Below are 26,904 nucleotides of genomic sequence, written 5' to 3'. Positions count from 1 at the left end.
GCTAGATTGCTCCGCAGTGACACGGGGTGCCCGCACGGCGGGCTGAGAACACACCCGTCGAACCTGATCTCGATCATGCGAGCGAAGGGATGTCGCGATGAACGCGCGCACCGAAGCACACCTGTCCCCCTTGTCCCCCGCCGCCGCGCTGACGGCGCTGCGGGAGGCGTCACCCCTGGTGCAGTGCATCACGAACGCGGTCGTGACGAACTACACCGCGAACGCCCTGCTGGCGGTGGGCGCGGCCCCCGCGATGTGCGACATCCCGGGCGAGGCCGGGCTCTTCGCGGGGATCGCCGACGGCGTGCTGGTGAACCTCGGCACGCCCACCGCCGAGCAGCGCGATGCCGCTCGCGAGGCGGTCCGCGCCACCTCCTGCTGGGTGCTCGATCCCGTCGCCGTCGGCGTTCTCCCCGTGCGCACGGCCTTCGCCGCCGAGCTGCTCGAGCACCGTCCCGCCATCGTCCGCGGCAACGCCTCCGAGATCCTCGCCCTCGCCGGCGAGGGCGGCGGCGGTCGCGGAGTCGACGCGACGGACGGAACGGATGCTGCTGCCGGCGCCGCGCGGTCGCTCGCGCTGCGCACCGGCGGCGTCGTCGCCGTTTCGGGTCCGGTCGATCTCGTCACCGACGGCGAGCGTGTCGTCCGCATCCAGGGCGGGGACGCGCTGCTCACCCGCGTCACCGGCGGCGGCTGCTCGCTGGGCGCGGTGATGGCCGCGCTCGTCGGCGTGTGCGCGCCGTTCGAGGCGGCGGTGGCGGCATCCGTCCTCTATGCGGTCGCATCCGAACGCGCGGCCGCTCGCGCGGAGGGGCCGGGGTCGTTCGCCGTGGCGTTCCTCGACGCGCTGGACGCCCTCGGGGCGCACCCGACCGAGCTCGACGCGCGCGTCGCCGACACCCTCGCCGTCCGATGAGCGGCGCCCTTCCCGCGAGCCGCGGGGCCCTGCACCTGGTCACCGACGAACGGGTGCCCTTCGACCGGCTCTGCGACATCGTGGACGTCGCCGCGGGCGCCGGCGCGGACGTCGTGCAGCTGCGGGCGAAGTCCGTCACCGCCCGGGAGCTGCTGCGGCAGGCAGTGGCGCTGTCGGAGGTCGTCGACCGGCGCAGCCTGCTGGTCATCGACGACCGCGTCGACGTCGCCCTGGCTGCCCGCGATGCCGGGGCGCGCATCGACGGCGTGCACCTCGGTCAGAGCGATCTGCCGCCGGAGACGGCGCGGCGACTGCTCGGCACGCATGCCGTGATCGGGTGGACGGCGAACACCCCCGCGCACCTGGCCGCGGCATCCGCACTCCCCCCGCGGACGATCGACTATCTCGGCGTGGGCGTGATCCGCCCGACCTTCACCAAGCCGGATCACCCCCCGGTGCTGGGGATCGACGGATTCGCCGCGCTCGCCGCGGCCGCCCCACTGCCGTGCATCGCGATCGGGGGCGTGACGGTGGACGATGTGCCGGCGCTGCGCCGAGTCGGGGCGGCCGGCATCGCCGTGGTGTCGGCGATCTGCGCCGCCGACGACCCCGCCGCCGTGACGCGGGCGCTGCGGGACGCGTGCCACGACGCGCTGGCCGATGAGCCGACCGCCCCGTCGGGCGCGTCGAGGGGACTGACCCCGGACGCGACGCTGGAGGCGGCACGATGACCGCGATTCCGCGGGTGCTCAGCATCGCCGGCACCGATCCCACCGGCGGCGCGGGCGTGCAGGCCGACCTCAAATCGATCGGGGCGCTCGGCGGCTACGGCATGGCCGTCGTCACCGCACTCGTCGCGCAGAACACCCGCGGCGTCCGCGACGTCCACGTGCCGCCCGTCGCGTTCCTGAGATCGCAACTGGAGGCCGTGTCGGACGACGTGCGGATCGACGCCGTCAAGATCGGGATGCTGCAGTCCGCCGAGATCATCGGCACGGTCCGGGAGTGGCTGGCGCGCGTGCGCCCTCCGGTGGTCGTGCTCGATCCCGTCATGGTGGCCACCAGCGGCGACCGGCTGCTGGATCCGGCCGCCGAGGACGAACTGCGCGCACTGTGCGCCGAAGCCGACCTCGTCACCCCGAACCTCGCCGAGCTCGCGGTGCTCACCGGGCGCCCCGCGGCGACGACCTGGGGGCAGGCGGTCGATGACGCCCGCGCTCTCGTCCAGGCCACCGGCACCACCGTGCTGTTGAAGGGCGGGCACCTCGAGGGAGCCGCCTGCCCCGACGCCATCGTGAGTCCCGACGGGCTGCACGAGCTCGCCGGGCGACGCGTCGACACACGCCACACCCACGGCACCGGCTGCTCGCTGTCGTCTGCGATGGCGACGCTGCGGGCGGCGGGTGCGTCGTGGCCCGACGCGCTGAAGCGCGCCAAGGAGTGGCTGACGGGCGCCCTCGTCCACGCCGAGGCGCTGCACGTCGGCACCGGCAGCGGCCCGGTCGACCACTTCCACGAGCTGCGCCGCGCGCAGGGTGCGGGCGGCTCCTGGTCGCAGCGGGCATGGGATGCCTCAGCCGACGTGCGGGCGCAGGTCGACGCCGGCCGGTTCGTCGGCGGCCTCGGCGACGGCTCGCTGCCGCGGGAGGTGTTCGTGCGCTACCTGGCGCAGGATGCGCTCTACCTGGGCGAGTACTCCCGCGTGCTGGCGCGGGCGAGCGCCCTCGCCCCGACCGCGGACGAGCAGGTCTTCTGGGCACGGTCGGCCGAGTCCGCCATCGTCGAGGAGCGCCGGCTCCACGAGACGCACGTCGGGTTCGCAGCATCCGTCCCCGAACCGCAGATGCTCGCCTACACCAACCATCTGCACGCGTCGGGTGGGTCGTACGGCGAGCTGGTCGCCGCGCTGCTGCCGTGCTTCTGGCTGTACACCGACCTCGGCACGCGGCTCGCCGCGCGCAGGCACGACGAGCATCCGTACGACGACTGGCTCGCGCTGTACGGCGACCCCGCGTTCGCGGAGGCGACCGCACGTGCCATCGAGATCGCCGACGCCGCCGCGCGGGAGGCCGGGCCTCGCGAGCGCGCCCGCATGGACGCGGCGTTCGCGCGGTCGATGGCGCACGAGCTCGAGTTCTTCGAGACGCCGGCAGTGCCGCTGCCGATCACGTCCTGAGCCCGATCAGCCGAACGCGGCGCGCACCTCGGCGGCTTCCGCGCCGCGCGCGACGAGCGCGGCGAGGAGGATCCGCGCCTGCCCGGGGCGGAGGGTCGAAGAATGCACGGCACCGGCCTCCGCCAGGTCGCGCCCGCCCCCTCCGCCGCCGTACGAGGGGGCGAGCGCGCCCTGCGGCACGCGGCTGGAGACGACGACCGGGATGCCCGACGCGACGCACTCCCGGACGGCGGCGACGACCTCGGCGGTGGAGTTCCCGGAGCCGAGGGCCTGCAGCACGATGCCGTGTGCGCCGGCTGCCGCGCTCGCCCGGATGTGCAGCGCGTCGGCACCGGGCGGCAGGGCCACGATGTCGATGCGCACGCCGTCGACGGGGGTGGGCTCGCTCGGTGGCACCGCCAGGTCCGGGCCCGCCACGCGGAACGCGTCGGCCGTGTCGGCGCTGTGCTTGTACACACCCCACGCCGGCAGGACCCGCCCGCCGAAGACCACACAGACCGCATCTCGGGCGTCCCGCCCGCGGCGCGCAGCCCGGGGCGGGCCGTCGGCGGCGAAGCGGATGGCCGCCTCGATGTTGGCAGGCCCGTCGGGTTCGGGGTCGTCGAAGGTGAACTGCGCGCCGGTCACGACGATGCGCCGGTCGGATCCGCCGTGCTGGAGCGCGAGGAGGAGCGCCGTCTCTTCGAGCGAGTCGGTGCCGTGCAAGATCACCACGCCGCGCGTATCGGGGTCCGAGACGACCTTCCCCACCGCGTCACTGATCCGCTGCATGTGCGAGAGCGTCAGCGTCGCCGAGTCGTGCGCCATCACGTCGACGACCCGGACAGGGGCGGCCGGCTCCATGCCGGCGAGCAGGCCGCCCCCCGCGACGACCGGTCTGCTCGCGCCGTCCTCGTCACGGCGGCTCGCGATGGTCCCGCCCGTGGCGATCACCACGACGCTGCCCGTACCGGTCATCGCTCTCCATCCCGGGGAGCCGCCCTCTGGGGGGTGGACGCGATGTCGTCGGAGTCGGCGAGCGACGAGGACGGCGCGGCCTGGGCGCCCTCGGCCCCTTCCCGGAGGCGGAGTGCGGCGAGCGTGCCGGTGCGCTCTGCTGCCAGGCGGCGGATGCGGTCGCGCAGCAGGAACCAGCCGCCGATGAGCGCGGGCACGATCAGCACCAGCGACGACACCGTGGACGTGCCGATCGGGTAGTCCAGTGCCATGAGGACGATGACGGTGGCGAGGAACGCCAGGGTGACGTAGCCGGTGTACGGGGCGCCGGGCATGCGGAACGCCGGGCGCTCGATCGCGCCCGTTCGGGCGAGCGACTGCAGCTTGAGCTGGCAGAGGATGATCACGGCCCACGCGCTGATGATGCCGAGTGCCGACACGTTGAGGGCGATCTCGAATGCCTGCGCGGGGACGACGGCGTTGAGGGCGACGCCGAGCGCCGTCACCACGGCCGTGACGGCGATGCCCACGTAGGGCACGCCGGCACGGTTCATGCGGGCGAAGGCAGCGGGAGCGGAGCCCGATACCGCCATGGAGTGCAGGATCCGGCCGGTCGAGTACAACCCGGCATTCAGAGACGACAGCACGGCCGTGAGCACGACGAGGTTCATGATGACGTCGGCGCCCTCCACGCCGATCGATCCGAAGAACGTCACGAACGGGCTCTCACCCGCCTGGTACGCCGTGTACGGCATGAGGAGGGTGAAGAGGAGCACCGATCCGACGTAGAACACCGCGAGCCGGAAGACCACCGCGCGGATCGCGCGCGGCATCACCTTGCGCGCGTGCTCGGTCTCGCCGGCAGCTGTTCCGACGAGCTCGATCGAGGCGTAGGCGAAGACCACGCCCTGCACCACGATGAGCGCCGGCAGCACGCCGTTGGGGAACATGCCGCCGTTGTCGGCGATGAGGTGGAGTCCGGGCGTCTCGCCGTTGACGGGCGTGCCGGTGACCACGAAGAAGACGCCGACCGCGAGGAAGCCGACGAGCGCGAGCACCTTGATGAGCGCGAACCAGAACTCCAGCTCGCCGAAGACCTTCACAGACAGCAGGTTCATGCCCAGCACGAACACCAGCGCCACCAGGGCGAAGACCCACTGGTCGATGGGCTGCAGCCACGCCACGTACTGCTTGAAGAAGTTCATGTACAAGGCGACGGCGGTGACATCGGCGACCGATGTCATGGCCCAGTTCAGCCAGTACATCCAGCCGGCGGCGTACGCCAGCTTCTCGCCGTAGAACTCCCGGGCGTACGAGACGAACGATCCGGTTGTCGGGCGGTGGACGATCAGCTCACCCAGAGCGCGCATCACCAGGAAGGCGAAGAAGGCGCACACGGCGTAGACGATGACGAGTGCCGGTCCGGCGATCGCGAGGCGGCCGCCCGCTCCCATGAACAGGCCGGTGCCGATCGCACCGCCGATGGCGATCATCTGTATCTGGCGCGGCCGCAGCGCCTTGTGGAACCCTGCTTCCTCATCACGGACGACCGCGGGCTGGTCGGTCCGCGTCTTCATCGACGTCGTGGCCATGCGCTCCTGCTCCCTGTGCGTCGCGAGCATCGTTGCCCACGAGTTGGATGCCTGCCTGTCAGACAGACTACGGCAGTGAAACACAACGTTTCCGTCGATTTCAAGCCACGGCACCGAAAATCTGTCTGATAGATTGACCGCATCGCACACTCGAAGGAGAGAGAGCATGCCCGCAATGCGCACGGAGAACGACCTGCTCGGCGAGAAGGAGGTCCCCGACGACGCCTACTGGGGCGTGCACACCGAACGCGCCCGCGAGAACTTCCCCATCACCGGCGTCCCCGTCGGGCGCTATCCGTTCCTCGTGCGGGGTCTCGCCTTCGTCAAGGAGGCCGCCGCGCTCGCCAACCGCGACCTCGGGCTTCTGGACGCGGACCGGGCCGCCGCCATCGCACAGGCGTGCCGCGAGCTGCGCGCCGGGGCGCTGCACGACCAGTTCATCGTGGATGTGATCCAGGGGGGCGCCGGGACGTCGACGAACATGAACGCCAACGAGGTCATCGCCAATCGCGCACTGGAGATTCTCGGCGGCCGCAAGGGCGACTACGCCAGGGTGCACCCCAACGATCACGTCAATCTCAGCCAGTCGACGAACGACGTGTACCCGACCGCCGCGGATGTGGCGTTCGTGGAGGCGGCCGAGCAGCTCGGCGTCGCGATGGAGATTCTGGAGAACGCGTTCGCCGCCAAGGCCGCCGAGTTCGACGGCGTGGTCAAGATGGGACGCACGCAGCTGCAGGACGCGGTTCCGATGACGCTCGGGCAGGAGTTCCGCGCCTTCGCCGTCATGCTCGGGGAGGACCGCGCCCGCCTCGCGGAATCCGCCGCCCTGCTGTACGAGATCAACCTCGGCGCCACGGCCATCGGCACGGGGCTCAACGCTCCTTCCGGCTACGCGGAGGCCGCGTGCGCGCATCTGGCGGAGCTGACCGGACGGCCCTTCACGACCGCCCGCGATCTGGTGGAGGCCACCCAGGACCCCGGCGCGTTCGTCCATCTCTCCGGAGTGCTCAAGCGCATCGCGATAAAGCTGTCGAAGACGTGCAACGACCTGCGGCTGCTCTCCTCGGGCCCTCGCGCGGGCCTGGGCGAGATCACCCTCCCCCCACGCCAGGCCGGCTCCAGCATCATGCCGGGGAAGGTGAACCCGGTGATCCCGGAGATGGTGTCGCAGGTGGCGTACACCGTCATCGCCGACGACCTGGCCGTCACCCTCGCGGCCGAGTCGGGGCAGCTGCAGCTCAATGCGTTCGAGCCCGTGATCGTGCGCGCACTGTCGCAGAGCTTCACGCATCTGACGGCGGCGTGTCGCACTCTCGCGACGGCGTGCGTCGAGGGCATCGAGGCCCACCCCGAGGTGATGGCCGCACGCGTGGCGACCTCGATCGGCCTCGCGACAGCACTGAACCCTCTTCTCGGCTACCGGGCGACGACGGAGGTCGCCCGCGAGGCTCTGGCGACGGGACGGTCGGTGCCCGACATCGTGCGCGAGAAGGGTCTGCTCACCGACCTGCAGCTCGACGACGCGCTCAGTCTGCAGCGTCTGGTGCCGCGGATGCCGCCAGCGGCGTGATCACCCGCTCGACCTCGCTCAAGTGCGTGCGCATGGCCTCTCGGGCCTCGATCGCCGAGCCCACGGCGATCGCCTCGGCGATGCGCCTGTGCTCACGACTCGAGGCCTCCCGCCGGTGGGCGACGAGGTTGACCACCTGGGACTGGTGAGTGAGGGCGTCACGGATGTCGGCGACGGTCTTGGCGAAGACGGCGTTGCCGGATGCCTCGGCCACGAGAGCGTGGAACCGGGAATCCAGTCGCACCCACTCGTCGGGATCGGTGCTGGCATCCATGTCATCGCACAGGCGCACCAGTTCGCCGCGCTGCTGCTCGGAGCGGCGCTCGGCCGCGAACCCGGCGGCCGGCACCTCGATGTGCGGCCGAGCCTCCATCAGATCGCGGGATGAGAAGTCGCCGAAAGTCGTGGCCGGGTTGAGCTGATCGGCGATGACGTACGTGCCGCTCCCCGTTCGGGTGCGGGTGAGCCCGAGCGCCTGCAGCGAGCGCAGAGCCTCGCGCACGAGCGGACGGCTCACACCGTAGCGCTCGGCCAGCACCGCCTCGGCGGGAAGCCGTGCGCCCACCGGGATGGCTCCTGTCGAGATGGCCTCCCGGAGGTCGGCCAGCACCGCGTCGGCCACGCTGGTCCGGGGCACGGCCTCGGCCCGCGGCATCCACCTGACTCCATCGCTCATGTGTCCACTGTCGAAGCCCGGCAGTGACTTGTCAAACCGTCAGTCCGCTTGAGCCGGGACTCCCGATGAGACGTCAGACGTCGGCGCCGTGCTCGACGTCGGCAGCGCCAACGATGATCGGGATCGTCGAGGTGACGGTGGGCACCGACGCCGACAGCAGCGAGCCGTCCTCGCGGCGCGCGTCGCCGAGCTCGCGCAGCGACGGCCGGCCCGGGATGACCGGCCCCTGCCCGGCGAGCGGTGCCACGACCTCTTCGCCCGCGCCGACCACGTACCCTACGCCCCGCACGCTGAAGCCGACGGGGTCGCCCTCCGTGGCGCGCACGCGAACTTCGCCACGGGTGACCGTGACGACGAGGCGCGTGCCGTGCCAGTGCAGCACGAACTCGAGCGACGGCCACGAGGCGGGAAGCCGCGGGTCGAACGACAGCTCGCCGAAGTGGTCGCGCATGCCGCCGAAACCGGAGACCAGCGCGGTCCACACGCCACCGGCCGAGGCCACGTGCACACCGTCGGCGGCGTTGTGGTGCAGGTCACCGAGGTCGACGAAGATCGACTGCCGGAAGTACTCGAGCGCGAGGTCCTGGTAGCCGACCTCGGCGGCGAGGATCGACTGCACGACCGCCGACAGTGTCGAGTCGCCCGTGGTCAGCGGGTCGTAGTACTCGAAGTCGGCGAGCTTGTCCTCGTCGGAGAAGTGGTTGCCCTGGAGGAACAGGGCGAGCACGACGTCAGCCTGCTTGAGCACCTGGTACCGGTAGATCACCAGCGGGTGGAAATGCAGCAGAAGGGGTCGCTTGTCGGGCGGCGTGTTCTCGAGGTCCCAGATCTCGCGCTCGAGGAACACGTGATCCTGCGGATGGATGCCGAGGCTCGGGCTGAACGGGATGTGCATGGCCTCGGCGGCCCGCTCCCACGCCTCGGGCTCGCCCGGCTCCAGGGCGAGGCGGTCGACCATCTGGCGGTAAACCTCACCGTCGGTCTCGGCCATCTCCCGGATCGTGCGGGCGGCGAAGCGGAGGTTGAACCGCGCCATGACGTTCGTGAAGAGGTTGTCGTTGACGACGGTGGTGTACTCGTCGGGCCCTGTGACACCGTGGATGTGGAACGTTTCGCCCTCGCCGTCGACCACGCCGTCGCTCGAGCGCCAGAAGCCCAGCGTCGCCCACAGGCGCGCCGTCTCGACGGCGATGTCGACGCCCTCGCGGAAGAGGAACTCGTCGTCGCCCGTCGCCCGCACGTACTTCGCGAGAGCGTAGCTGACGTCGGCGTTGATGTGATACTGCGCGGTGCCGGCGGCGTAGTACGCGGATGCCTCTTCGCCGTTGATCGTCCGCCACGGGAAGAGCGCGCCGGCCTCGTTGAGCTGGAAGGCCCGGCGCCGGGCGGCGGGCAGCATCAGGTACCGCATGCGCAGCGCGTTGCGGGCCCACAGCGGCGTCGTGTACGCGAGGAACGGGAGCACGTAGATCTCGGTGTCCCAGAAGTAGTGTCCGGAGTACCCGGAGCCGGTCATGCCCTTCGCGGGCACGCCCTGGCCGTCGGCGCGTGCCGACGCCTGCGCGAGCTGGAACAGGCACCAGCGCGTCGCCTGCTGGAGGTCGTCGTGGCCGCCGATGCGCACGTCCGAGCGCTCCCAGAACGCGTCGAGCCACGCACGCTGCTGCGCGCGGATCGCGTCCACGCTCTCGCCGAGCGCACGGTCGAGCGTGCGGCGGCAGCGGTCGACGAGCTCCCGCGCGGGTACGCCACGCGATGTGTGGTAGCTCACGAGCTTCGTGACGCGGATCGGCACGCCGGCCTTCGCGTTCACCCGGAACACGTTCTTCGCGATGTCGGGCTCGATCAGCGTGCGCGAGGTGTACTCGTTCGCCGTCTCGACCAGGTGGTCGGCGACGACGGCGATCGTCATGCCCGAGTCGGTGACGCGGTACGACAGGGCGGCGCGCAGCTTGTCCTGCCAGTACTCCTGCGGCTGCAGCACCCGCTCGTGCAGCGTCTCGGTCTTGCGCGGGTCGAAGCCGGCCATGCGCGGAGCCGTGGGCGTGCCGCCGTAGACGTCCTCGCCGTCCTGGCGGTTGAGGATCTGGCAGCTCACGGTGACGGGCGCGTCGGCATTGAGCACGGTGACGTCCACCGTCATGACGGCGAGGTGCTTCTCCTCGAACGACACCAGCCGCTCGTAGTCGATCCGCACCTCCTTGCCCGACGGCGTCACCCACAGGATGTGCCGGCGCTGCACGCCGTCGCGCATGTCGAGCGTCCGCTCGTACTCGCGGACGTCGGCGACGTCCAGCGACAGCGGCTCGTCGTCGACGTAGACCCGCATGACCTTGGCGTCGGGGGCGTTGATGATCGCCTGGCCGACCTCGGCGAAACCGTAGGCCTGCTCGGCGTGACGGATCGGGAACGTCTCGTGGAACCCGTTGATGAACGTGCCGTGCTCGTGTGCGTGGCGTCCCTCGGGCTGGTTGCCGCGCAGGCCCAGGTAGCCGTTGCCCACGGCGAACAGCGTCTCGGTGACGCCGGTGTCGTCGAGCTGGAACGACGTCTCGACGAGGCGCCACGGGTCGACGGGGAACCGGTCGCGATCGATCATCGTGCGAACTCCTCCAGGTCCTTCACCACGACGTCGGCGCCCGCGTCGACGAGGTCGTCCTCGCCGGCGCCGCGGTCGACGCCCACCACCACTGCGAAGCCGCCGGCGGCTGCGGACTGCACGCCGCTGATGGCGTCCTCCACCGCGACGCTGCGCGACGGCTCGACCCCCATCATCCGTGCCGCCTCGACGAACACGTCCGGTGCGGGTTTCGAGGCGAGGTGGTCGCGTTCGGCGATCACGCCGTCCATCACGACGGCGAAGCGATCACGGATGCCGGCTGCCGCGAGCACCTCCTCCGCGTTCTTGGAGCTCGACACCACCGCGACGGGCGTGCCGGCCGCGGCCAGCACGTCGAGCAGCCGCAGGGAACCCGGATACGCCGCGATGCCGTCGGCGCGCAGCACACGCTCGAAGACGGCGTTCTTGCGGTTGCCGATGCCGCACACCGTGTCGGCGGTCACCGGGTCGGACGGGTGGCCCCACGGCACCTCGACGTCGCGGGACCGCAGCAGGCTCGCCACGCCGTCATAGCGCTTCTTCCCGTCGAGGTGATCGAAGTAGTCGCGCTCGGTGTACGGCGGGGTGATGTCCCACGCCGCGAAGAGCTCCTCGAACATCGTCTGCCACGCGTGCATGTGCACTTCGGCGGTGGGCGTCAGGACGCCGTCCAGATCGAACAGCACGGCGTCGTAGGCGGTCAGATCGGGCAGGGCGTCGTCAGCCACAGAACCTCCGGATACGGGTACGGATGCTTCGGCACTGCAGCGCGCCGTCCAGCAAGCGTAATGGGCGCGAGTGTCCGGTCGACACCCCGTGACGGTTAACCGCGGGCGACGCTCAGCGTCTGACGCGCGATCTCGAGCTCCTCATCGGTCGGCACGACGAGCACGGTCACCTTCGAGGCGTCCGTCGAGATGACCCGGATGCCCCGTTCGGGGCTCTCGTTGCGCACCGGGTCGAGCTCGACACCGGCGAAGCCGAGCGTCTCGAGCGCGCCGGCACGCACATGCGGTGCATTCTCGCCCACCCCGGCGGTGAACGAGATGACGTCCGCGCCGCCCAGCTGGGCGAGGTAGGCGCCGGCGTACGCGCGAAGCCGGTGCACGTAGACCTCGAACGCCAGGATCGCCCTCTCCTCGCCGCGCCCGATCGCGGCGCGGATGTCGCGCAGGTCGTTCGAGCCTGCGAGCCCGAGCAGGCCGCTGCGCTTGTTGAGCAGGTCGTCGAGGTCGTCGACGGACATGCCGGCGCGCCGCTCGAGCTGGAAGAGCACGGCGGGGTCGATGTCGCCCGAGCGCGTGCCCATCACGAGCCCCTCGAGCGGGGTGAACCCCATGGAGGTGTCGATCGAGCGGCCGCCGTCGACCGCGGTGACCGAGGCCCCGTTGCCGAGGTGGAACACGATCTGCCTGAGCTCGGCGAGCGGGCGCCCGAGGAAGGCGGCCGCGGCCTCGCTCACGAACTTGTGCGACGTGCCGTGGAAGCCGTACCGGCGGATCCGATGGGATGCCGCGACCTCGGCGTCGATCGCGTAGGTGTAGGCCGCGGGCGCCAGGGTCTGGTGGAACGCGGTGTCGAAGACGGCCACGTGCGGCACGTCCGGGAACGCCTGCCGGGCGGCGACGATGCCTGCGAGGTTCGCGGGGTTGTGCAGCGGCGCGAGCACCGACAGCTCGTCGATGTTGATCTCGACGAGCGGCGTGATCAGGGTCGGCTCGAAGAAGCGCGCGCCGCCGTGCACCACCCGGTGCCCGACGGCGACGGGCGGTGTCTCGGAGAGCGACGGCCCGTCGGAGGCGAATGCCTCGAGCATCACGGCGAAGCCTGCGGTGTGGTCGGGGATGGGGAGTTCCCGCGTGCGAGTGGCGTCGAGGAACGCCGGCGAGGGCCCGTCCGTCGGCGTCGGGTACACGGTGTGGCGCGCGACGCCGATCGGGTCGCCGATGCGCTCGACGAGGCCGGACGCGAGCGTGCGCTCGGTGTCCATGTCGAGGAGCTGGTACTTGAACGACGACGAGCCGCTGTTGATGACGAGCACCGGGGTCATCGCGCGTTCCCTCCTTCTTCCGGCCGTCGTCTCAACGACCGGCCTCCTGCGCCTGGATCGCGGTGATGGCGATCGTGTTGACGATGTCGTCCACGAGGGCGCCGCGAGAGAGGTCGTTGATGGGCTTGTTGAGGCCTTGCAGCACAGGTCCGATCGCGACGGCGCCCGCGGATCGCTGCACCGCCTTATAGGTGTTGTTCCCCGTGTTGAGATCGGGGAAGACGAACACCGTCGCGCGCCCGGCGACCGCGGACCCGGGCATCTTGGCGGCGGCGACCGCGGCATCGGCTGCCGCGTCGTACTGGATCGGCCCTTCCACGAGCAGCTCCGGGGCCCGCGAGCGGACGAGGGCCGTCGCATCCCTCACCTTCTCCACATCGGCACCCGATCCCGACTCCCCCGTCGAGTACGACAGCATCGCCACACGCGGATCGATGCCGAACTGCGTCGCGGTCGCCGCCGACGAGATCGCGATGTCGGCGAGCTGCTCGCTCGTGGGATCCGGGATGACGGCGCAGTCCCCGTAGACCAGCACCCGGTCGGCGAGCGCCATGAGGAACACGCTCGAGACGACCGAGACGCCCGGCCTGGTCTTGATGATCTCGAACGCGGGTCGGATCGTGTGCGCGGTCGTGTGGGCGGCGCCCGACACCATGCCGTCGGCGAGGCCCAGGTGCACCATCATCGTGCCGAAGTACGAGACATCCGTGACGGTGTCGGCCGCCTGCCCCACCGTGACCCCCTTGTGGGCGCGCAGGCGCGCATACTCCTCCGCGAACTTGTGCACGTGGACGGCGTCCAGCGGCGACAGCACCTCGGCGGCCTGGATGTCGATGCCCAGCTCGATCGCCCGCGCGCGCACCTCGAACGGCTCCCCGAGGATGACGAGGTCGGCGATGCCGCGCTTGAGCACCGTCGCCGCGGCCCGCAGCACGCGGTCGTCGTCGCCCTCCGGCAGCACGATCCGCTTGCGCTGCGCGCGCGCCCGCTCGATGAGCTGGAACTCGAACATGAGCGGCGTGACCACCGTCGCGCGGGCGAGGCCGAACGCGACGAGCAGCTCGTCGGTGTCGACGCTCTGCTCGAAGAGGGCGAGAGCCGTGTCGTAGCGGCGCTGCGAGTCGGCGGCGAGGCGGCCGCGGGTGCCCATGATGCGCACCGCCGTCTCGTAAGTGCCGAGCTCCGTCGTGATGATGGGCACGCTCGAGCCCAGGCCGTCGATGAGGCGCGTGACGGGCTCGGGCAGCTCGAAGCCGCCGTTGAGCACGATGCCCGAGATCGACGGGAACGTGCCGGACGCGTTCGCGAGCAGGATCGCCAGCAGCACCTCGGAGCGGTCGGCCGGGATGATGACGACGGCGCCTTCGAGCAGGCGCGGCAGCACGTTCACCATCGACATGCCCGCGACCACGACCGCCAGCGCCTCGCGCGTGAGCCGGCCCGGATCGCCGGCGAGCATCTCCCCGTCGACGGAGCGCATGATGCCGCGGATCGACGGTGCGACGAGGAAGCGATCCTCGGGGATCGCCCAGACGGGAACCGGCGTGGCCGGAGCGGCGCCGTCGAGGTGCGCGCGGATCGACCGGCGGATGGCCTCGAGCGTCTCGTCGGAGCGCTCCGCGTCGGCGCGGTTCGCGACGACGGCGAACAGCTTCGCGCGGCCGTGGGCGAGCTCGGCGAGCGCGAGGTCGGCGATCTGCCCCATCTCGGCGGGGGTGCGCGCGAGCGACGAGCCGAGCTGCTCGGGCTGGGTCTGGTTCTGCGCCGAGCGGCCGCCGAGCACGAGCAGCACGGGGGCGCCGAGGTTCGCGGCGATGCGGGCGTTGTAGGCGAGCTCCGCGGGGCTGCCGACGTCGGTGTAGTCGCTGCCGACGATGACGACGGCGTCGCACTGGGCCTCGACGGCCTTGTAGCGCTCGACGATCGTCGCGAGCGCAGCATCCGGATCATGCCTGACGTCGTCGTAGGTGACGCCGATGCAGTCGTCGTACGGCAGGTCGACGCCGTCGTGGTCGAGCAGCATCTCGAGCACGTAGTCGCGCTCCACGGTCGACCGGGCGATCGCCCGGAACACGCCCACCCGCGGGGTCGCGTGACTCAGCGCGTCGAGCACACCGAGCGCGACCGTGGACTTCCCCGAATGACCCTCTGCCGACGTGATGTAGATGCTCTGCGCCACGCGTCCAGCCTATGGGCGGCACGGATGCTGCGGCCAGGCGTGCCACCGGATCAAAAGCAGCCTGCGGTGCTGTGGGCGGATGCGCGGCCACCCGCGGATAGCCTCGACGGCATGCACGAACCCCGCTCTGGAATCGACGTCCCCGATCACCGCGGCCGCACCGGCCTCGACCGCACGGGACGCGATCTGGACCGCAACCCGGACGTGCGGGTGACCGATGTCGAGGTGCTCGCCTCGGCGTGGCACGTGCTGCGGCGCACGACGCTGGAGTACCGAGGGCCGTCGGGTCGGTGGGAGACGCAGCAGCGCGAGACGTACGACCGCGGCAACGGCGCGACGGTGCTGCTGTACGACCGGGCGCGGCGAACGGTGCTGCTCACGCGCCAGTTCCGGTACCCGGTCTACGTCAACGACCACCCCGACGGGATGCTGATCGAGACCGCCGCCGGACTCCTCGACGAGGACGACCCGGCCACCGCGATCCGGCGCGAAGCGGTCGAGGAGACCGGCGTCGACATCGGCGAGCTGCAGCACGTGTGGGACGTCTACATGAGCCCCGGCTCGGTCACCGAGCGACTGCACTTCTTCGCCGCGGCCTACGACGGCGCTGCGGGGATCGGCGAGCGCGGCGGCCTGGCGGAGGAGGGCGAGCACATCGAACTGGTGCAGCTCGTCATCGACGACGCGCTCGCGATGGTCCGCGACGGGCGGATCCAGGACGCGAAGACCATCATGCTGCTGCAGTGGTCGGTGCTGGAGGGCCCCTTCGCCCGGGAAGATTAAGACTCTCCGCGAACCCGGCAGAGCCTGGTTACCCTTGCTACGTTTCCGTCCTGGGGGAGTTGGCCTGGATGCCGCCTCGCGGAGAGCTGGGTCAAGTCTAACCCGTCCGGCGGGGGCCCGACGTCACACCACCAGCGGCCCCAGGCGGACCGCCAGGGGCTGCAGCACCGAGAGCACCTGTGCGGGGTCGTCGGCGCGATGCCGGGGACCCGAGAATCCCACAGCGCCCGCCAGGCTCCCTGCTGTGTCGCGGATCGGCACCGCGACACAGCCGTACCCCGGGACGAGCTCGCCGAGCTGGCGAGTGGCACCGAAGTCGGCGAGGTCCTGCCTCGCGGTGTCCTCCCCTCTCCCCTGCTCGATCAGCAGCAGGCGTCCGAGCGCGAACCGCTCGGGCTCGCGCGCGAGACGTACCTCGTCCGACAAGGGGAAATCGGGGTCGGCGTCGACCACCGAGACACGGCCGTCCACGAACAGCACCACGTGCAGGCCGCCGCGCAGGGCCGCGCGGGCCTCGCCGACCACGGCGCGAGCCGCCGATGTGAGGCGGGCGGGTCCGGCAGCGACGGCGGCCAGCTGTACGACCTTCGCCCCGAGCGCGAATCCCGCGAGGTCGGGCGTGCGGACGAGGTATTCGTCCTGCACGAGAAGGTTGAGCAGGCGATAGGCGGTGGCACGCGGGAGACCCAGCTCGAGCGAGATCTCGCGCGCGGTCGCCCCCGCACCGAGCTGCGCCACCGCTTCGAGCACCGTGAGCGCGCTGTGGACCGCCTTCGGCTGGCGCGCCGTCAGCGTCGGGCCGGACGCCGGCCGGTCAGCCACCGCTGGTTCGCTCCCCACGGGCGACCCCGCCGAGCACCTGCGATGCGACGGGTTCGTCGTATGAGCCGATCCTGGCGAGCGAAGACACGCCGCGGCGAAGCCGGAGGAGCACGGCGATCGCCGAGATCAGAGCGATCGCCGCCGCGACCCACACCGAGACGCTCCCCGTGGCGGCATCGACCGCGAAGAACGTGACCAGGCCGCCGGTGAGGACCACCGCCGACACCATCGCCGTGACCGTCGACCCGACCGTCTGCTCGCGGATGCGGCGGAGGAACACCGGCGCCGCCACGCAGACCAGGATGTACGCCACGATGTAGCCGGCGCCTCCCACGGCGATCGTCACGTGCATCGCGTCACGGATGTCGAGCCCCGAGACAAGGAGCAGGAACGGCACGCCCGCGATGATCGGGAACGCCAGCGCCACCGCCCCGATCGGCGTCCCGAAGCGCGGATGGACGCGACCGGCAGTGGCCGGCAGGACACCGTCACGACCCATCGTGAACAGCACCCGTGTGAGGGCGGTCGTCGACCCGATGGCGCACGCGACGAACGAGGCCGCGATGCCGATGTCGGCGACGACCCCCCAGCCCCCCAGTCCGTAGGCGGCCGCGAGCTGGTTGATCGGCGAGGCGCTCTCGCCGAGCGACGCCCCGAGCGCATCGAATCCCGCGACTTGAGTCACGGCGGCCAGCACGTAGAGGCCGCCCGAGAGGACCACTGTCCACACGATCGCGCGCGGGACGTTGCGCAGCGGCATCCGCGCCTCGACGCCGAGCGTCGAGGCGCTCTCGAATCCCACGAACGCGGTGAGCGCGATGACCGACCCGGCCGCGAGCGCGGCCGGGTCGACGTTCCCGAGGCCCAGGACCTCGGCCGGCTCGATCGGACCGATCCTGGCCAGCAGCACGACCAGCAGCACCGCGATCAGCGCGACCGAGAGCACCTCGACGACGAGCGCGACGCGGGACGAGATGCGAATGCCTCGCACCAGCACGACGGCCACGAACGCGGCCTCGGCAGCCAGGACGCCGGCGAGGGTCCCGGGGCCGCCCGCCGCCGGCCACACCGACTCGAGCAGGAACGTGACGTAGTACGCGCCGCCCAGCAGCGCGAACATCGCGATGGCGCCGTAGCCGACGAGGATCGCGGCACCCGATGCCAGCCCCGCGCCCGAGCCGAGGCCACGCGCCGTGTAGGTGTAGGTCGAGCCTGCGGCGGCGAGCCGGCGCGCGAACTGAGAGATCGTCCGGGCGACCAGAAGGCTGAGCACGGCGGCCAACAGGATCGCCAGCACGGTGGCCGACGGCGAGATGCCGGCCACGAGCAGCACGACGGTGGTCGCCGCGGCGGCGGGTGCGACCGCGGCGACGGACTGCGCGAGCACGTCGAAGAAGCCGACGCTGCGGCGGTCGAGCCCGTGCAGCGGCGAGCGCGCTCCGAAGTCATGGACGGGGTCGGGTCGCGCGATCGCGCGCTCGAGTGCGGTCATGTCGCCTCCGGTGGTGCGTGCCAGACGATACGCGGGCGCCGTTGCCGCGCCGCTTCCCTCGTGTTTCGCCCGTGTGTCGCCCGAATGAGACGCGTCGGGCCGCCATTCTCACTCGGCGTGCGCGAGGTTTCACAGGCGGGAAGCGACCGTGCAATCCGGCGGAGCCAGGCTCGCAGCATCCCGTTACCACATCCGCCCGGAGGTCCCGCCATGACCCAGCTCGAATCGAAGGGAGTCGAGGCGTCCGCCAAGCGGTCGCTCACCGGCTCGCTCGGAGTCACCGCCATCGTCTTCATGGTGGTGGCCGCCGCATCCCCCCTCACCGTGATCGGCGGCGCCGCACCGCTCGGCATGCTGCTGGGCAACGGGGTCGGCTTCCCCGCTCTCTACGCGATCAGCGCCGTGATCCTGCTGCTGTTCTCCGTCGGGCTCGCGGCCATGACACGTCACGTCCCGAAGCCGGGCGCGTTCTTCACGTATGTCGGCTACGGGCTCGGTCGGTCGACCGGCCTCGCGAGCGCGTGGATCGCGATGCTGACCTACACGACGATCCAGGTGTCGGTGTACGGCTACATCGGCTACATCCTGTCGGTCACCCTGCAGTCGCTCGGCGGCCCGGCACTGCCGTGGTGGCTGATGTCACTGGCGACCATCGCCGTCGTCGGCGTGCTCGGCTACCGCCACATCGATCTGTCCAGCAAGGTCCTGGGCGTCCTCCTCGTCGCCGAGGTGGGCATCGTCCTCGCGATGGTCGTCGTGGTGGTCGCGACCGGCGGCGCCGAGGGTCTCAGCCTCGCACCCTTCGAGCCGGCGAACATCGCGAGCGGCTCGCCCGGCGTGGGCCTGATGTTCGCGATCGCCGCGTTCATCGGCTTCGAGGCGACCGCGATCTTCCGCGACGAGGCGAAAGACCCCCATCGCACGATCCCCCGCGCCACGTATGCGGCGGTCATCGGCATCGGCGTCTTCTACACGCTCGCGTCGTGGGGCCTCGTCATGGCCTGGGGGCCGAGCAGCGTGCTCGACGTCATCGCCGAGGACCCGGGAACCTTCATCATCACGACCATGGCGCGCTACCTCGGCACGTTCGGCGAGGTCGCGGTCAACATCCTGCTCGTCACCGCGATGTTCGCGTGCGTGCTGTCGTTCCACAACGTCCTCACCCGCTACCAGCACTCGATGGCGAACGCCGGCGTGCTGCCCGACAGGCTCGGCGCGGTGCACGCAAAGCACCTCTCGCCGCACGTGTCGTCGCTCGTACAGACGGCTACCGCCGTTGTGCTCATCGCGGTGTTCGCGGTTCTCGGTCTCGACCCGGTGCTGCAGGTGTTCACGTGGTTCGCCGGCGTCGCGACGCTCGCCATCGCGCTCCTCATGGCCGTCACGTCCGTGGCCGTCATCGTCTACTTCGTCAAGACGAAGAAGGACGGTCGCGTCTGGAACACGATGATCGCCCCAGCGCTCGGGTTCGTCGGTCTCATGCTGTCGGGCGCGCTGATCGTCGCCTACTTCCCGATCATGGTCGGCGATGTCGATGCCGACGGCAACCCCGTGTTCGGCGCCGTCAGCTGGTTCCTCCTCGGCCTCGTGGTGGTCATTCCGGCCATCGGCTACGCGCAGGCCGCGTGGATCAAGAACCGGCGACCCGCCGCCTACGCAAAGCTCACCGACTCGATCGCCGGCTGACGGCCGCCGATCGATCCCCGCATCGCCCCGCAACAAAGGAGAACCATGACCATCACCGACGTCGCCACCGCCTCGGGCTTCACCGCACCGCCGACGCCGCAGCATCCGCTCGCCTCGCTGACGCCCGCCGAGATCCACGCCGTGCGCGCGATCGTGCTCGGCCTCGACACCACCACCGAGGCCACCCGCTTCGCGTACATCGGACTGGAGGAAGCGCCAAAGCCGGAGGTGCTCGCGTGGGAGGCCGGCACCGGCTCGCTGCCCGAGCGCCGGGCGCGCGTGCAGCTGCTCGACATGCGGACCGCGCTGTCGCTCGACCTCGTCGTGTCGCTCGCGACGGGCGCCGTGGTCTCGAGCGTCGCACTCGACGGCACGGCCGGGCAGCTGCCGATCCTCGACGCGGAGTTCGAGGAGGTGGGGGTGATCGCGAACGAGAGCGAGGAGTGGGTGGAGGCACTGCGCGCCCGCGGCCTGACGCCCGACGATGTGGTCCTCGTACCCCTGTCGGCCGGCAATTACGGATACGAGGACGAGGCCGGAAGGCGCATCCTCCGCACGTTCGCGTTCCAGCAGTTCCACGCCTCGGATCACCCTTGGGCGCATCCCGTCGACGGACTGACCGCCTACATCGACGTCGCCGCCCGGACGGTGATCAAGATCGTCGACAACCCCGGGTTCGACATCCCGCAGACGAGCGGCAACTACGACGACCCCGAGCTGCAGGGCGCGCCGCTCGAGGGACTCAAGCCGATCGTCATCACGCAGCCCGAGGGATCGAGCTTCACCGTCGACGACGAGCACGTGACATGGGGTGAGTGGGATTTCCGGATCGGTTTCGACACGCGCGAGGGCCTGATCCTCCGGCAGCTGTCGTTCGCGGGACGCCCGGTGATGTACCGCGGGTCGATCAGCGAGATGGTCGTGCCTTACGCCGACCCGCAGCCGAACCGGTTCTGGCAGAACTACTTCGACACCGGCGAGTACCTCTTCGGCCGCTACACGAACGAGCTCGAGCTCGGCTGCGACTGCGTCGGCGACATCACGTACGTCGACGCGATCCTCGCAGACGAGCTGGGGATGCCGCGTACCGTGCGCAACGGCGTGTGCATGCACGAAGAGGACTTCGGGTCGCTCTGGAAGCACACCGACCTCTTCACCGGGGCTGCCGAAGTGCGCCGATCGCGGCGCCTCGTGATCTCGTTCTTCACGACGGTCGGCAACTACGATTACGGCTTCTTCTGGTACCTCTACCTCGACGGCACCATCGAGTGCGAAGCCAAGCTGACCGGCATCCTCTTCACCTCCGCCTACCCCGGTGTGAACGAGGACGGCTCGCCCTACGCGTTCGCTTCGGAGGTCGCGCCGGGCCTGGGGGCCCCGTACCACCAGCACCTGTTCTCCGCCCGGCTCGACATGACGGTCGACGGGGTCGCGAACGTGGTGAACGAGATCGACGCGGTGCGCGTGCCGATCTCGCCCGCGAACCCCGCCGGCAACGCGTTCACGAAGAGCGTCACGCCGATCGCGTCCGAGAAGCAGTCCGGCCGCCTCGCCGACGGCGCCCGCAACCGCGTGTGGCAGATCGCCTCGACCGACAAGACCACATCGATGGGCCAGCCCACCTCCTACGTGCTGTTCCCGACCGAGACGCCCGTACTGCTCGCCCACGACGAGTCGTCGATCGCGTCGCGCGCCGCGTTCGCCACCAAGAACCTGTTCGTCACCAAGTACGATCCCGCCGAACGCTACGCGGCGGGCGACTTCGTCAACCAGCACCCGGGCGGCGGCGGCATCCCCGCGTTCATCGCCGGCGACGAGCCGCTGATCGGCGAGGACGTCGTGCTGTGGCACACGTTCGGACTCACGCACTTCCCCCGTAACGAGGACTGGCCGGTCATGCCCATGGACTACGCCAAGTTCACGCTCAAGCCGTACAACTTCTTCGAGCGGAACCCCACGCTGAACGTACCGGCGCCCCAGTCGGCGCACTGCTCACCCGGCACCGGTCACGTCCACGGCGCGACGGGCGGCTACGGCCCGACTCCGGGCGCGCACGTGCACGACCCGAGCGCTCTCCGGCACGACCACAGCACGCACGGTCACGCGCACGGCGAGCACCACGACCACGGTTGATCCGTGACCGAACTGCTCCACGCCTGGGCCATCGCCCCGGCCGCGATCGGCGCCTGTTGTCTGGCAGCCGATCGCGGCCGGGCGCGGTGGCCCGACGCCGTCGCGTCGGCGATCATGCTGATCGCGATGCTGGACGCGGCGCTCGCCCGCCTCGTGGCACCGGTGTACTGGACCGTGCTGCTGCTGGCCTCGGCGATGGCCTTCGCGGCCTGGCAGCGCCCACGCCGGGCGGCCGGCAGTCGGGCGGGCTCGACCCCCGGCCCGATGACCGTCCACACCGGGCTCGGGTTGGTGGGCATGGCGGCGCTCCAGCTCGCCATGGCCCCACAGCCCGCCGTCACGATCGCCGCGACGGCGCACGCCCACGGTGCCGTCGGCGGGGGGTCGCTCCTCTCCGTCCTGCTGGTGGGCGGTGCGGCTGCGTACGCCGCGCTGTCGGCACTCCTGGTCCTGCGCGCCCATCGACGCTTGGACCGGGCGCAGCTCATCTGCATGGGCGCCTCGGTGCTGATCATGGCCGTGGGTGCGGTGCTGTAGAGGGCCCGACCCGACCGCGGGTGGCGCGACGAACGGTGTCCAGGGTTCTCCCAGCGCGATCGATACCGATCCGATAACGGCGCGATTAGGATCAGTCGCGTGGGCGAGGGAGCCCGCACCCCACCCGCGACCCGCTCGTTCGAGGGCGGAACAGGAGCCGGCGATGGTCGATACCGCGATGACGGATGCCGCATCGGAAGGCTCAGGTGCGCTCGGCGTCCCGAGCGCCGAGGGTTTCGCCCGCGTCACGGATGCGATCCTGGACGCGGTGGGCAGCGTCATCGACGGCAAGCCGGACGCGGTGCGCAGCGCCCTGGTGTGCTTCCTCGCGGAGGGGCACCTCCTCATCGAGGATGTCCCCGGCGTGGGCAAGACCATGCTCGCGCGGGCACTGGCGACCTCCGTGGACGCCACGGTCCGCCGCATCCAGTTCACTCCTGATCTGCTCCCCGGCGACGTCACCGGTGTGAGCGTCTTCAACCCCGTCGAGCGCGAGTTCGAGTTCAAGCCGGGCGCGATCTTCGCGAACATCGTCATCGCCGACGAGATCAACCGCTCCTCCCCCAAGACGCAGTCGGCCCTCCTCGAGGCGATGGAGGAGCGCCAGGTCACCGTCGACGGGCGCACGCACTTCGTGCCCGAGCCGTTCCTCGTCGTCGCGACGCAGAACCCGCTCGAGATGGAGGGCACGTACGCCCTTCCCGAGGCGCAGCGGGACCGCTTCATGATGCGCATCTCGATGGGCTACCCCGATCCGCGGTCAGAGGCTCTCATGCTGCGTCAGCGAGACACGGTGAACCCGCTCGACCAGCTCGCGCCGGTGGTCTCTGCGGACGAGGTCAGCGGGCTGGTCGCATGGGCGCGGGCGGTGCACGTCGCGCCGGCCATCGAGGACTACGCCGTGGCCCTCGCCCAGGCGACCCGCACGCACGGTGACCTGCGCCTCGGCGCGAGCCCGCGCGCCACACTGCAGCTGGTGCGCGCGGCCAAGGTCTGGGCCGCGCTCGACGGTCGTGCGTTCGTGATCCCTGACGACATCACGGCGCTCCTCTCGCCGGTGTTCGCACACCGGCTCATCCCGACCCGCGCCGCGGGAGGAGCCCGCGCATCGAGTGCGTCCGACGCGATCACGACGATCCTCGAGCGCATCGCCGCGAGTGTGCGGGTGCCGATCGCCGCACGTCAGTGAGCAGATCATGAGAAGCGTGTGGCCACTGACCGTCCGGGGAACCGGCGCGCTGGTCCTCGCGGTCGCGTGCTTCATCGTGGCGAACGAGGCCAGCCTCGTCGAGTTGATGTACTTCGGCATCCTGCTGCTGGCGGTGGTCGTCGCGAGCATCGCGTCCCTCTACGTGGGGCGCCGCTCCGACGCGGTCACGCGGGCGCTCGTCCCGGACGTCGTCTCGGTCGGACAAGATGCGCGCGTGTCCGTGCGCGTCGAGGTGCGCACGGCGCTACCCACGGCCCCGGGAACCTGGCGCGACGCGCTGCCCAAGGGGCTGCGCGGCAAGGCCGAGGGGGCGTTCCCCGCGCTCGGCTCGGGGTTGCGCGGCGGCGAGCGCGGCGGCGCGCGCAGCATCGACCTGGTGTACACGATCACCGGCGCGCGGCGCGGGATCCACTCGCTCGGACCGCTCACCGTGCGCTCGTCCGACCCGTTCGGGCTCGCGCGGCGCACCGTCGTGTTCAGCCAGCGCACACCGGTCACCGTCGCACCCGCGGTGGTGGATCTGCCGCCGCTCGTGGACTACGCGGGCGCCACGGGCGGGATGCTGCACACCACGACCGACCAGCTCGGCCAGGGCGCCGACAACCTCGTCGCGCGGCCGTACGCGCCGGGCGACTCGATGCGACGCATCCACTGGCGCGCGACCGCGCACCGCGACGAGCTCATGGTGCGCCAGGAGGAGCAGGAGTCCACGCCCGAGGCCACGGTCGTCCTCGACCGTGCCGCCTTGCGCTGGTCCCCCGAAGCGCTGCGCGCGCCGGGCGCCGACCCCGGCTTCGAAGCCGGCATCTCGGCGTGCGTCTCGGCGGTCGCGCGGCTCGTTCACGACGGGTATGCCGTCGAAGTGCTCGACACCGAGGGCACCGTGCTCGTCGACCGCATCGACGGCGGCGACATGACCGAGGTCGACGCGATGCTCGCGCAGTTCGCGACGATCACGGCGCATCGCGACGACGCCCTCCCGCGCCTGTCGCGGCTGTTCGCCGGGGCCTCGACGGGTCCGATCGTGCTCATCGTCGGGCGGCTCGACCCGGCCGACGCGGTGGCGGTCGGCCCGGTCTCGCACCACAGCACGCTCCCCGTCCTCCTTTCGGCGGCGCCGAAAGGAGCCGCGCTCGATATCGCCGCCGACCACGGCTGGCACGTGGCCGCTGTCGGCCCCGACCGCGACCTGGGGCTCGCCTGGGCGAACGCGATCGGCCGGGGGGTGCACCATGTCTTCGGCTGAAACCGACCACCAGGTACGCGCCCACGGCGGCGAGCGGCTCCTGACGTTCGCGATTCTGGCGGCGCTGCTGGCGGCGCTGCTGCCGGTCGTCCGGGTCGTCGAGCCGGGATGGTGGCTGGTCGCCGCGCTCGCCCTGTCGGCGATGGTGCTCGCCGCCGGCTACGCCGCCCGCCTCTACCGACTCCCGGCCGTCGCGGTGACCCTCATCGAGGTCGCGGTGTGGGTCATGTTCATGACCCTGGTGTTCTTGCGCGACACCGCCCTGCTCTGGGTGATCCCGACGCTCGACACCTTCCGCGCCGTGCCCCTCCTGGTCGAGGCCGCGATGGAGGAGATCACGGTCGGTGCGGCGCCGCTCGAGCCCACACTGTCGCTGGCGTTCGTCGTGGTGGGGTCGATGGGGCTTCTCACGATCATCGTCGACCACGTCGTCGTGACGGCACGGATGCCGCTGCTCGCCTCCGTCGGCATCGTCGCGGTGTCGCTCATTCCGGCGATCGCCGCGCCGAGCGAGGTCGACGTCATCGGGTTCGTCTTCCTCGCGGTGACGATCCTCTTCCTGCTGCGCTCCGAGACCCGCTCGCGGGAGAAGCCGATGGAGCGCGAGGCGGAGCGAACCGCCGGCGTGCCCGCGACGGCGCTCGGCATCGGCGCGATCGCGATCGTCGTGGCCGTCGTCGCGACCCCCGTGCTGCCGCAGCCCGGAGCGCGGGCCGGATCGGGCCTCGGACCCGGACCGGGGATCGATGCCACCTTGCGGCTCGGCGACGACCTCCGCCGGCCGCGGGAGACCGAGGTGCTCCGCGTCCGCACCGACGCCCCTTCGGTGCCGTACCTGCGCGCGACGACCGTGACCCGCCTGGACGGTGAAACGTGGGAATCCGATCGTTCCCAGACCGTGTCCCTCGCCAGCGAGCGCGCCTTCGGCGCCCCCGACTCCGACCAGGACGTCCGCATCGGCGAGTACACCGTCAAGATCGACGTGGTGAACCTCGACTCGATTTGGGCGCCGGTGCCCTACCCCGCTGTCGGGATCACAGGCCTCGGTGGGGGCCAGTGGAGTGCGGTTCCCTACAACCACACCGTCGCCACGACCGCCGGATCGACCCAAGGCCAGTCCTATGAGGTGGCTTTCGACGTCCCGCGCCCTTCGCTCGAGCAGGCTCGCGCGGCGGTGTCGGTGGGTTCGCAGGTGCGGGAGGAGACGACTGAGCTGCCGGCCGAGATTCCGCCCATCATCGGCGAGCTCGCCCTCGAGGTGACGGCCGACGCCACCTCCGACTACGACAAGCTGACCGCGCTGCAACGCTGGTTCCGGGGCGTCGACTTCCGGTATTCGCTCGAAGCGCCGGTCGAGGACGGGTTCGACGGCACTGGCGCCGAGGCGGTCGCGCGGTTCCTCGAGGTGCGCGAGGGGTACTGCATCCACTTCGCGTCGGCGTTCGCGCTGATGGCACGGACGCTCCACATGCCGTCGCGCATCGTCGTCGGATACCTGCCCGGCACTCCCACCACCGACGCGGTCGACGGACAGCCGGTCTTCTCCGTATCGAGCTCACAACTCCACGCCTGGCCCGAGGTGTTCTTCGACAGGATCGGATGGATCCCGTTCGAGCCCACCTCCGGTCTCGGCGTTCCGACCACGTTCTCGTCGGACCTGACGCTGCCCGGCCAGACCGCCGACCCGGATTCGACGACTCCGCAGTCGAACCCCACTCCGACGGCGCGCGGCGATCAGGCCCAGATCGACCTCGAGGAGCAGGGCCAGAACGCGTCAGACGGATCTGCCCAAGACGCCCTCGACCCGCTCCCGATCCTCGGCGTGGTGGCGGCGGTGATGGTGCTGCTCGCACTCCCCTTCCTCATCCGCGAGCTGCGCCGCAGGCAACAGGATGCCGCCGCGCGAGGCGGCGACGCGGCCGCCGCCTGGCAGTCGGTCCAGGAGGCCGCGATCGACGCCGGCATCCCGGTGCCCGCCAGTGAGACGCCACGCGCGTTCGCCGGCAGGCTCGTCGCCGAACACGGAGTCGCGGCATCCGAGATGAACACCGTCCTGCTCGCGATCGAGCGCGCCAGCTATTCCCGCGCCGGTGTCCGCTCATTCTGGATGGGAGACGCGGCGGCCGACGCCGCAGCATCCGTCCGCATCTCACTGCTGGCATCGGTGCCGCCCTCGCGCCGGATCCTCGCGCTGATCGCGCCACGCTCGCTCGTCATCCGGCCGGGCAGCGTGTACGCCGGCACCGCCCCGGTTCGGGCAAGGTAGCCGAGCAGGGTAGGATGGTCGGCGGCCCTCCG

Annotated in this window: 20 protein-coding genes, 1 other RNA gene and 1 riboswitch; of the genes, 11 read left to right on the top strand and 10 right to left on the bottom strand. The window is 71.1% G+C overall.

The window, feature by feature from the left end; all coding sequences use genetic code 11:
• Positions 1–12 precede the first annotated feature (12 nt).
• Positions 13–107, top strand: a riboswitch (TPP riboswitch).
• The 3 genes from thiM to thiD all read left to right on the top strand — a co-directional run bounded on the left by thiM (position 98) and on the right by thiD (position 3,092).
• Entirely contained in the window at positions 98–916 is an 819-nt protein-coding gene (gene thiM / locus MRBLWH7_RS19885) for a hydroxyethylthiazole kinase (RefSeq protein ID WP_341997658.1), read from the top strand. Its footprint overlaps the riboswitch before it by 10 nt.
• Positions 913–1,647 (top strand): thiamine phosphate synthase, encoded by a 735-nt coding sequence (gene thiE / locus MRBLWH7_RS19880; protein ID WP_341997656.1) that lies wholly within the window; start codon positions 913–915, stop codon positions 1,645–1,647. Before thiM ends, thiE begins: the two co-directional genes overlap by 4 nt.
• A complete protein-coding gene (thiD, locus tag MRBLWH7_RS19875; protein WP_341997654.1) occupies positions 1,644–3,092 on the top strand; it encodes a bifunctional hydroxymethylpyrimidine kinase/phosphomethylpyrimidine kinase in 1,449 nt (482 codons plus the stop codon). The genes thiE and thiD overlap by 4 nt, the downstream gene beginning before the upstream one ends.
• A 6-nt stretch (positions 3,093–3,098) precedes the next feature.
• Here the strand turns inward: thiD and MRBLWH7_RS19870 are convergent, their stop codons facing one another.
• Both MRBLWH7_RS19870 and MRBLWH7_RS19865 read right to left on the bottom strand, forming a co-directional pair.
• The gene (locus MRBLWH7_RS19870) at positions 3,099–4,049 is read right to left on the bottom strand and encodes an asparaginase domain-containing protein (protein WP_341997652.1); all 951 of its coding nucleotides are present in this window, start codon (positions 4,047–4,049) and stop codon (positions 3,099–3,101) included.
• Complete coding sequence (locus tag MRBLWH7_RS19865) at positions 4,046–5,620, bottom strand: amino acid permease (protein ID WP_341997650.1); 1,575 nt, start codon at positions 5,618–5,620, stop codon at positions 4,046–4,048. The genes MRBLWH7_RS19870 and MRBLWH7_RS19865 overlap by 4 nt, the downstream gene beginning before the upstream one ends.
• A gap of 166 nt (positions 5,621–5,786) precedes the next feature.
• Here MRBLWH7_RS19865 and MRBLWH7_RS19860 point away from each other — a divergent pair, with 166 nt between their 5' ends.
• Positions 5,787–7,193, top strand: a complete 1,407-nt coding sequence (locus MRBLWH7_RS19860; RefSeq protein WP_341997648.1) for an aspartate ammonia-lyase — start codon at positions 5,787–5,789, stop codon at positions 7,191–7,193.
• On the opposite strand, the gene MRBLWH7_RS19855 is transcribed toward MRBLWH7_RS19860, so the two are convergent.
• The 5 genes from MRBLWH7_RS19855 to pta form a co-directional block, all read right to left on the bottom strand.
• Entirely contained in the window at positions 7,150–7,869 is a 720-nt protein-coding gene (locus MRBLWH7_RS19855; protein WP_341997646.1) for a FadR/GntR family transcriptional regulator, read from the bottom strand. The genes MRBLWH7_RS19860 and MRBLWH7_RS19855 overlap by 44 nt on opposite strands.
• Before the next feature lie 73 nt (positions 7,870–7,942).
• Positions 7,943–10,468: a glycosyl hydrolase family 65 protein gene (locus MRBLWH7_RS19850; protein WP_341997645.1), complete on the bottom strand. Its 2,526-nt coding sequence runs from the start codon at positions 10,466–10,468 to the stop codon at positions 7,943–7,945.
• Positions 10,465–11,196, bottom strand: coding sequence for a beta-phosphoglucomutase family hydrolase (locus MRBLWH7_RS19845; RefSeq protein ID WP_341997643.1), 732 nt, complete (start codon positions 11,194–11,196; stop codon positions 10,465–10,467). Before MRBLWH7_RS19845 ends, MRBLWH7_RS19850 begins: the two co-directional genes overlap by 4 nt.
• 95 nt (positions 11,197–11,291) lie before the next feature.
• Positions 11,292–12,518 carry an acetate kinase gene (locus tag MRBLWH7_RS19840; protein ID WP_341997641.1) on the bottom strand — a complete coding sequence of 409 codons (1,227 nt, stop codon included), beginning with the start codon at positions 12,516–12,518 and terminating at the stop codon, positions 11,292–11,294.
• A 31-nt stretch (positions 12,519–12,549) separates the two neighbouring features.
• Positions 12,550–14,697 (bottom strand): phosphate acetyltransferase, encoded by a 2,148-nt coding sequence (pta, locus tag MRBLWH7_RS19835; RefSeq protein ID WP_341997639.1) that lies wholly within the window; start codon positions 14,695–14,697, stop codon positions 12,550–12,552.
• A gap of 111 nt (positions 14,698–14,808) precedes the next feature.
• On the opposite strand from pta, the gene MRBLWH7_RS19830 reads away from it, so the two are divergent.
• Positions 14,809–15,480, top strand: coding sequence for an NUDIX domain-containing protein (locus tag MRBLWH7_RS19830; RefSeq protein WP_341997637.1), 672 nt, complete (start codon positions 14,809–14,811; stop codon positions 15,478–15,480).
• Here MRBLWH7_RS19830 and ffs read toward each other — a convergent pair.
• The 3 genes from ffs to MRBLWH7_RS19815 form a co-directional block, all read right to left on the bottom strand.
• An RNA gene (ffs, locus tag MRBLWH7_RS19825) (signal recognition particle sRNA small type) lies at positions 15,475–15,571 on the bottom strand. The two genes, MRBLWH7_RS19830 and ffs, sit on opposite strands and share 6 nt — an antisense overlap.
• A gap of 32 nt (positions 15,572–15,603) precedes the next feature.
• Positions 15,604–16,302 (bottom strand): helix-turn-helix domain-containing protein, encoded by a 699-nt coding sequence (locus tag MRBLWH7_RS19820; protein WP_341997636.1) that lies wholly within the window; start codon positions 16,300–16,302, stop codon positions 15,604–15,606.
• A complete protein-coding gene (locus MRBLWH7_RS19815; protein ID WP_341997635.1) occupies positions 16,295–17,794 on the bottom strand; it encodes an APC family permease in 1,500 nt (499 codons plus the stop codon). The genes MRBLWH7_RS19820 and MRBLWH7_RS19815 overlap by 8 nt, the downstream gene beginning before the upstream one ends.
• Positions 17,795–18,004: 210 nt before the next feature.
• Between MRBLWH7_RS19815 and MRBLWH7_RS19810 the strand changes: the two genes are divergently transcribed.
• The 6 genes from MRBLWH7_RS19810 to MRBLWH7_RS19785 all read left to right on the top strand — a co-directional run bounded on the left by MRBLWH7_RS19810 (position 18,005) and on the right by MRBLWH7_RS19785 (position 26,872).
• Positions 18,005–19,480, top strand: coding sequence for an APC family permease (locus MRBLWH7_RS19810; RefSeq protein WP_341997634.1), 1,476 nt, complete (start codon positions 18,005–18,007; stop codon positions 19,478–19,480).
• Between the two features lie 45 nt (positions 19,481–19,525).
• Positions 19,526–21,613: a primary-amine oxidase gene (locus tag MRBLWH7_RS19805; RefSeq protein WP_341997632.1), complete on the top strand. Its 2,088-nt coding sequence runs from the start codon at positions 19,526–19,528 to the stop codon at positions 21,611–21,613.
• A gap of 3 nt (positions 21,614–21,616) precedes the next feature.
• Positions 21,617–22,150, top strand: coding sequence for a hypothetical protein (locus MRBLWH7_RS19800; RefSeq protein ID WP_341997630.1), 534 nt, complete (start codon positions 21,617–21,619; stop codon positions 22,148–22,150).
• 163 nt (positions 22,151–22,313) lie between these two features.
• Entirely contained in the window at positions 22,314–23,339 is a 1,026-nt protein-coding gene (locus tag MRBLWH7_RS19795) for a MoxR family ATPase (protein WP_341997628.1), read from the top strand.
• A 7-nt stretch (positions 23,340–23,346) separates the two neighbouring features.
• Positions 23,347–24,606: a DUF58 domain-containing protein gene (locus MRBLWH7_RS19790; RefSeq protein WP_341997626.1), complete on the top strand. Its 1,260-nt coding sequence runs from the start codon at positions 23,347–23,349 to the stop codon at positions 24,604–24,606.
• Positions 24,593–26,872, top strand: coding sequence for a DUF3488 and transglutaminase-like domain-containing protein (locus MRBLWH7_RS19785; protein WP_341997624.1), 2,280 nt, complete (start codon positions 24,593–24,595; stop codon positions 26,870–26,872). The genes MRBLWH7_RS19790 and MRBLWH7_RS19785 overlap by 14 nt, the downstream gene beginning before the upstream one ends.
• Positions 26,873–26,904: the final 32 nt, after the last annotated feature.

This window comes from Microbacterium sp. LWH7-1.2 (genome assembly GCF_038397755.1).
Classification (GTDB): domain Bacteria; phylum Actinomycetota; class Actinomycetes; order Actinomycetales; family Microbacteriaceae; genus Microbacterium.
This window is presented reverse-complemented; position numbering and strand designations above follow the sequence as displayed.

Bases quoted from the DNA above. Each gene is read 5' to 3' on its own strand.
- MRBLWH7_RS19810 (WP_341997634.1), top strand. From the start codon at position 18,005: ATGACCCAGCTCGAATCGAAGGGAGTCGAGGCGTCCGCCAAGCGGTCG.
- MRBLWH7_RS19805 (WP_341997632.1), top strand. From the start codon at position 19,526: ATGACCATCACCGACGTCGCCACCGCCTCGGGCTTCACCGCACCGCCG.
- MRBLWH7_RS19830 (WP_341997637.1), top strand. From the start codon at position 14,809: ATGCACGAACCCCGCTCTGGAATCGACGTCCCCGATCACCGCGGCCGC.
- MRBLWH7_RS19840 (WP_341997641.1), bottom strand. From the start codon at position 12,518: ATGACCCCGGTGCTCGTCATCAACAGCGGCTCGTCGTCGTTCAAGTAC.
- MRBLWH7_RS19785 (WP_341997624.1), top strand. From the start codon at position 24,593: ATGTCTTCGGCTGAAACCGACCACCAGGTACGCGCCCACGGCGGCGAG.
- MRBLWH7_RS19860 (WP_341997648.1), top strand. From the start codon at position 5,787: ATGCCCGCAATGCGCACGGAGAACGACCTGCTCGGCGAGAAGGAGGTC.
- MRBLWH7_RS19855 (WP_341997646.1), bottom strand. From the start codon at position 7,869: ATGAGCGATGGAGTCAGGTGGATGCCGCGGGCCGAGGCCGTGCCCCGG.
- MRBLWH7_RS19870 (WP_341997652.1), bottom strand. From the start codon at position 4,049: ATGACCGGTACGGGCAGCGTCGTGGTGATCGCCACGGGCGGGACCATC.
- MRBLWH7_RS19865 (WP_341997650.1), bottom strand. From the start codon at position 5,620: ATGGCCACGACGTCGATGAAGACGCGGACCGACCAGCCCGCGGTCGTC.
- thiE (WP_341997656.1), top strand. From the start codon at position 913: ATGAGCGGCGCCCTTCCCGCGAGCCGCGGGGCCCTGCACCTGGTCACC.
- MRBLWH7_RS19850 (WP_341997645.1), bottom strand. From the start codon at position 10,468: ATGATCGATCGCGACCGGTTCCCCGTCGACCCGTGGCGCCTCGTCGAG.
- MRBLWH7_RS19790 (WP_341997626.1), top strand. From the start codon at position 23,347: ATGAGAAGCGTGTGGCCACTGACCGTCCGGGGAACCGGCGCGCTGGTC.
- MRBLWH7_RS19815 (WP_341997635.1), bottom strand. From the start codon at position 17,794: ATGACCGCACTCGAGCGCGCGATCGCGCGACCCGACCCCGTCCATGAC.
- thiM (WP_341997658.1), top strand. From the start codon at position 98: ATGAACGCGCGCACCGAAGCACACCTGTCCCCCTTGTCCCCCGCCGCC.
- MRBLWH7_RS19795 (WP_341997628.1), top strand. From the start codon at position 22,314: ATGGTCGATACCGCGATGACGGATGCCGCATCGGAAGGCTCAGGTGCG.
- thiD (WP_341997654.1), top strand. From the start codon at position 1,644: ATGACCGCGATTCCGCGGGTGCTCAGCATCGCCGGCACCGATCCCACC.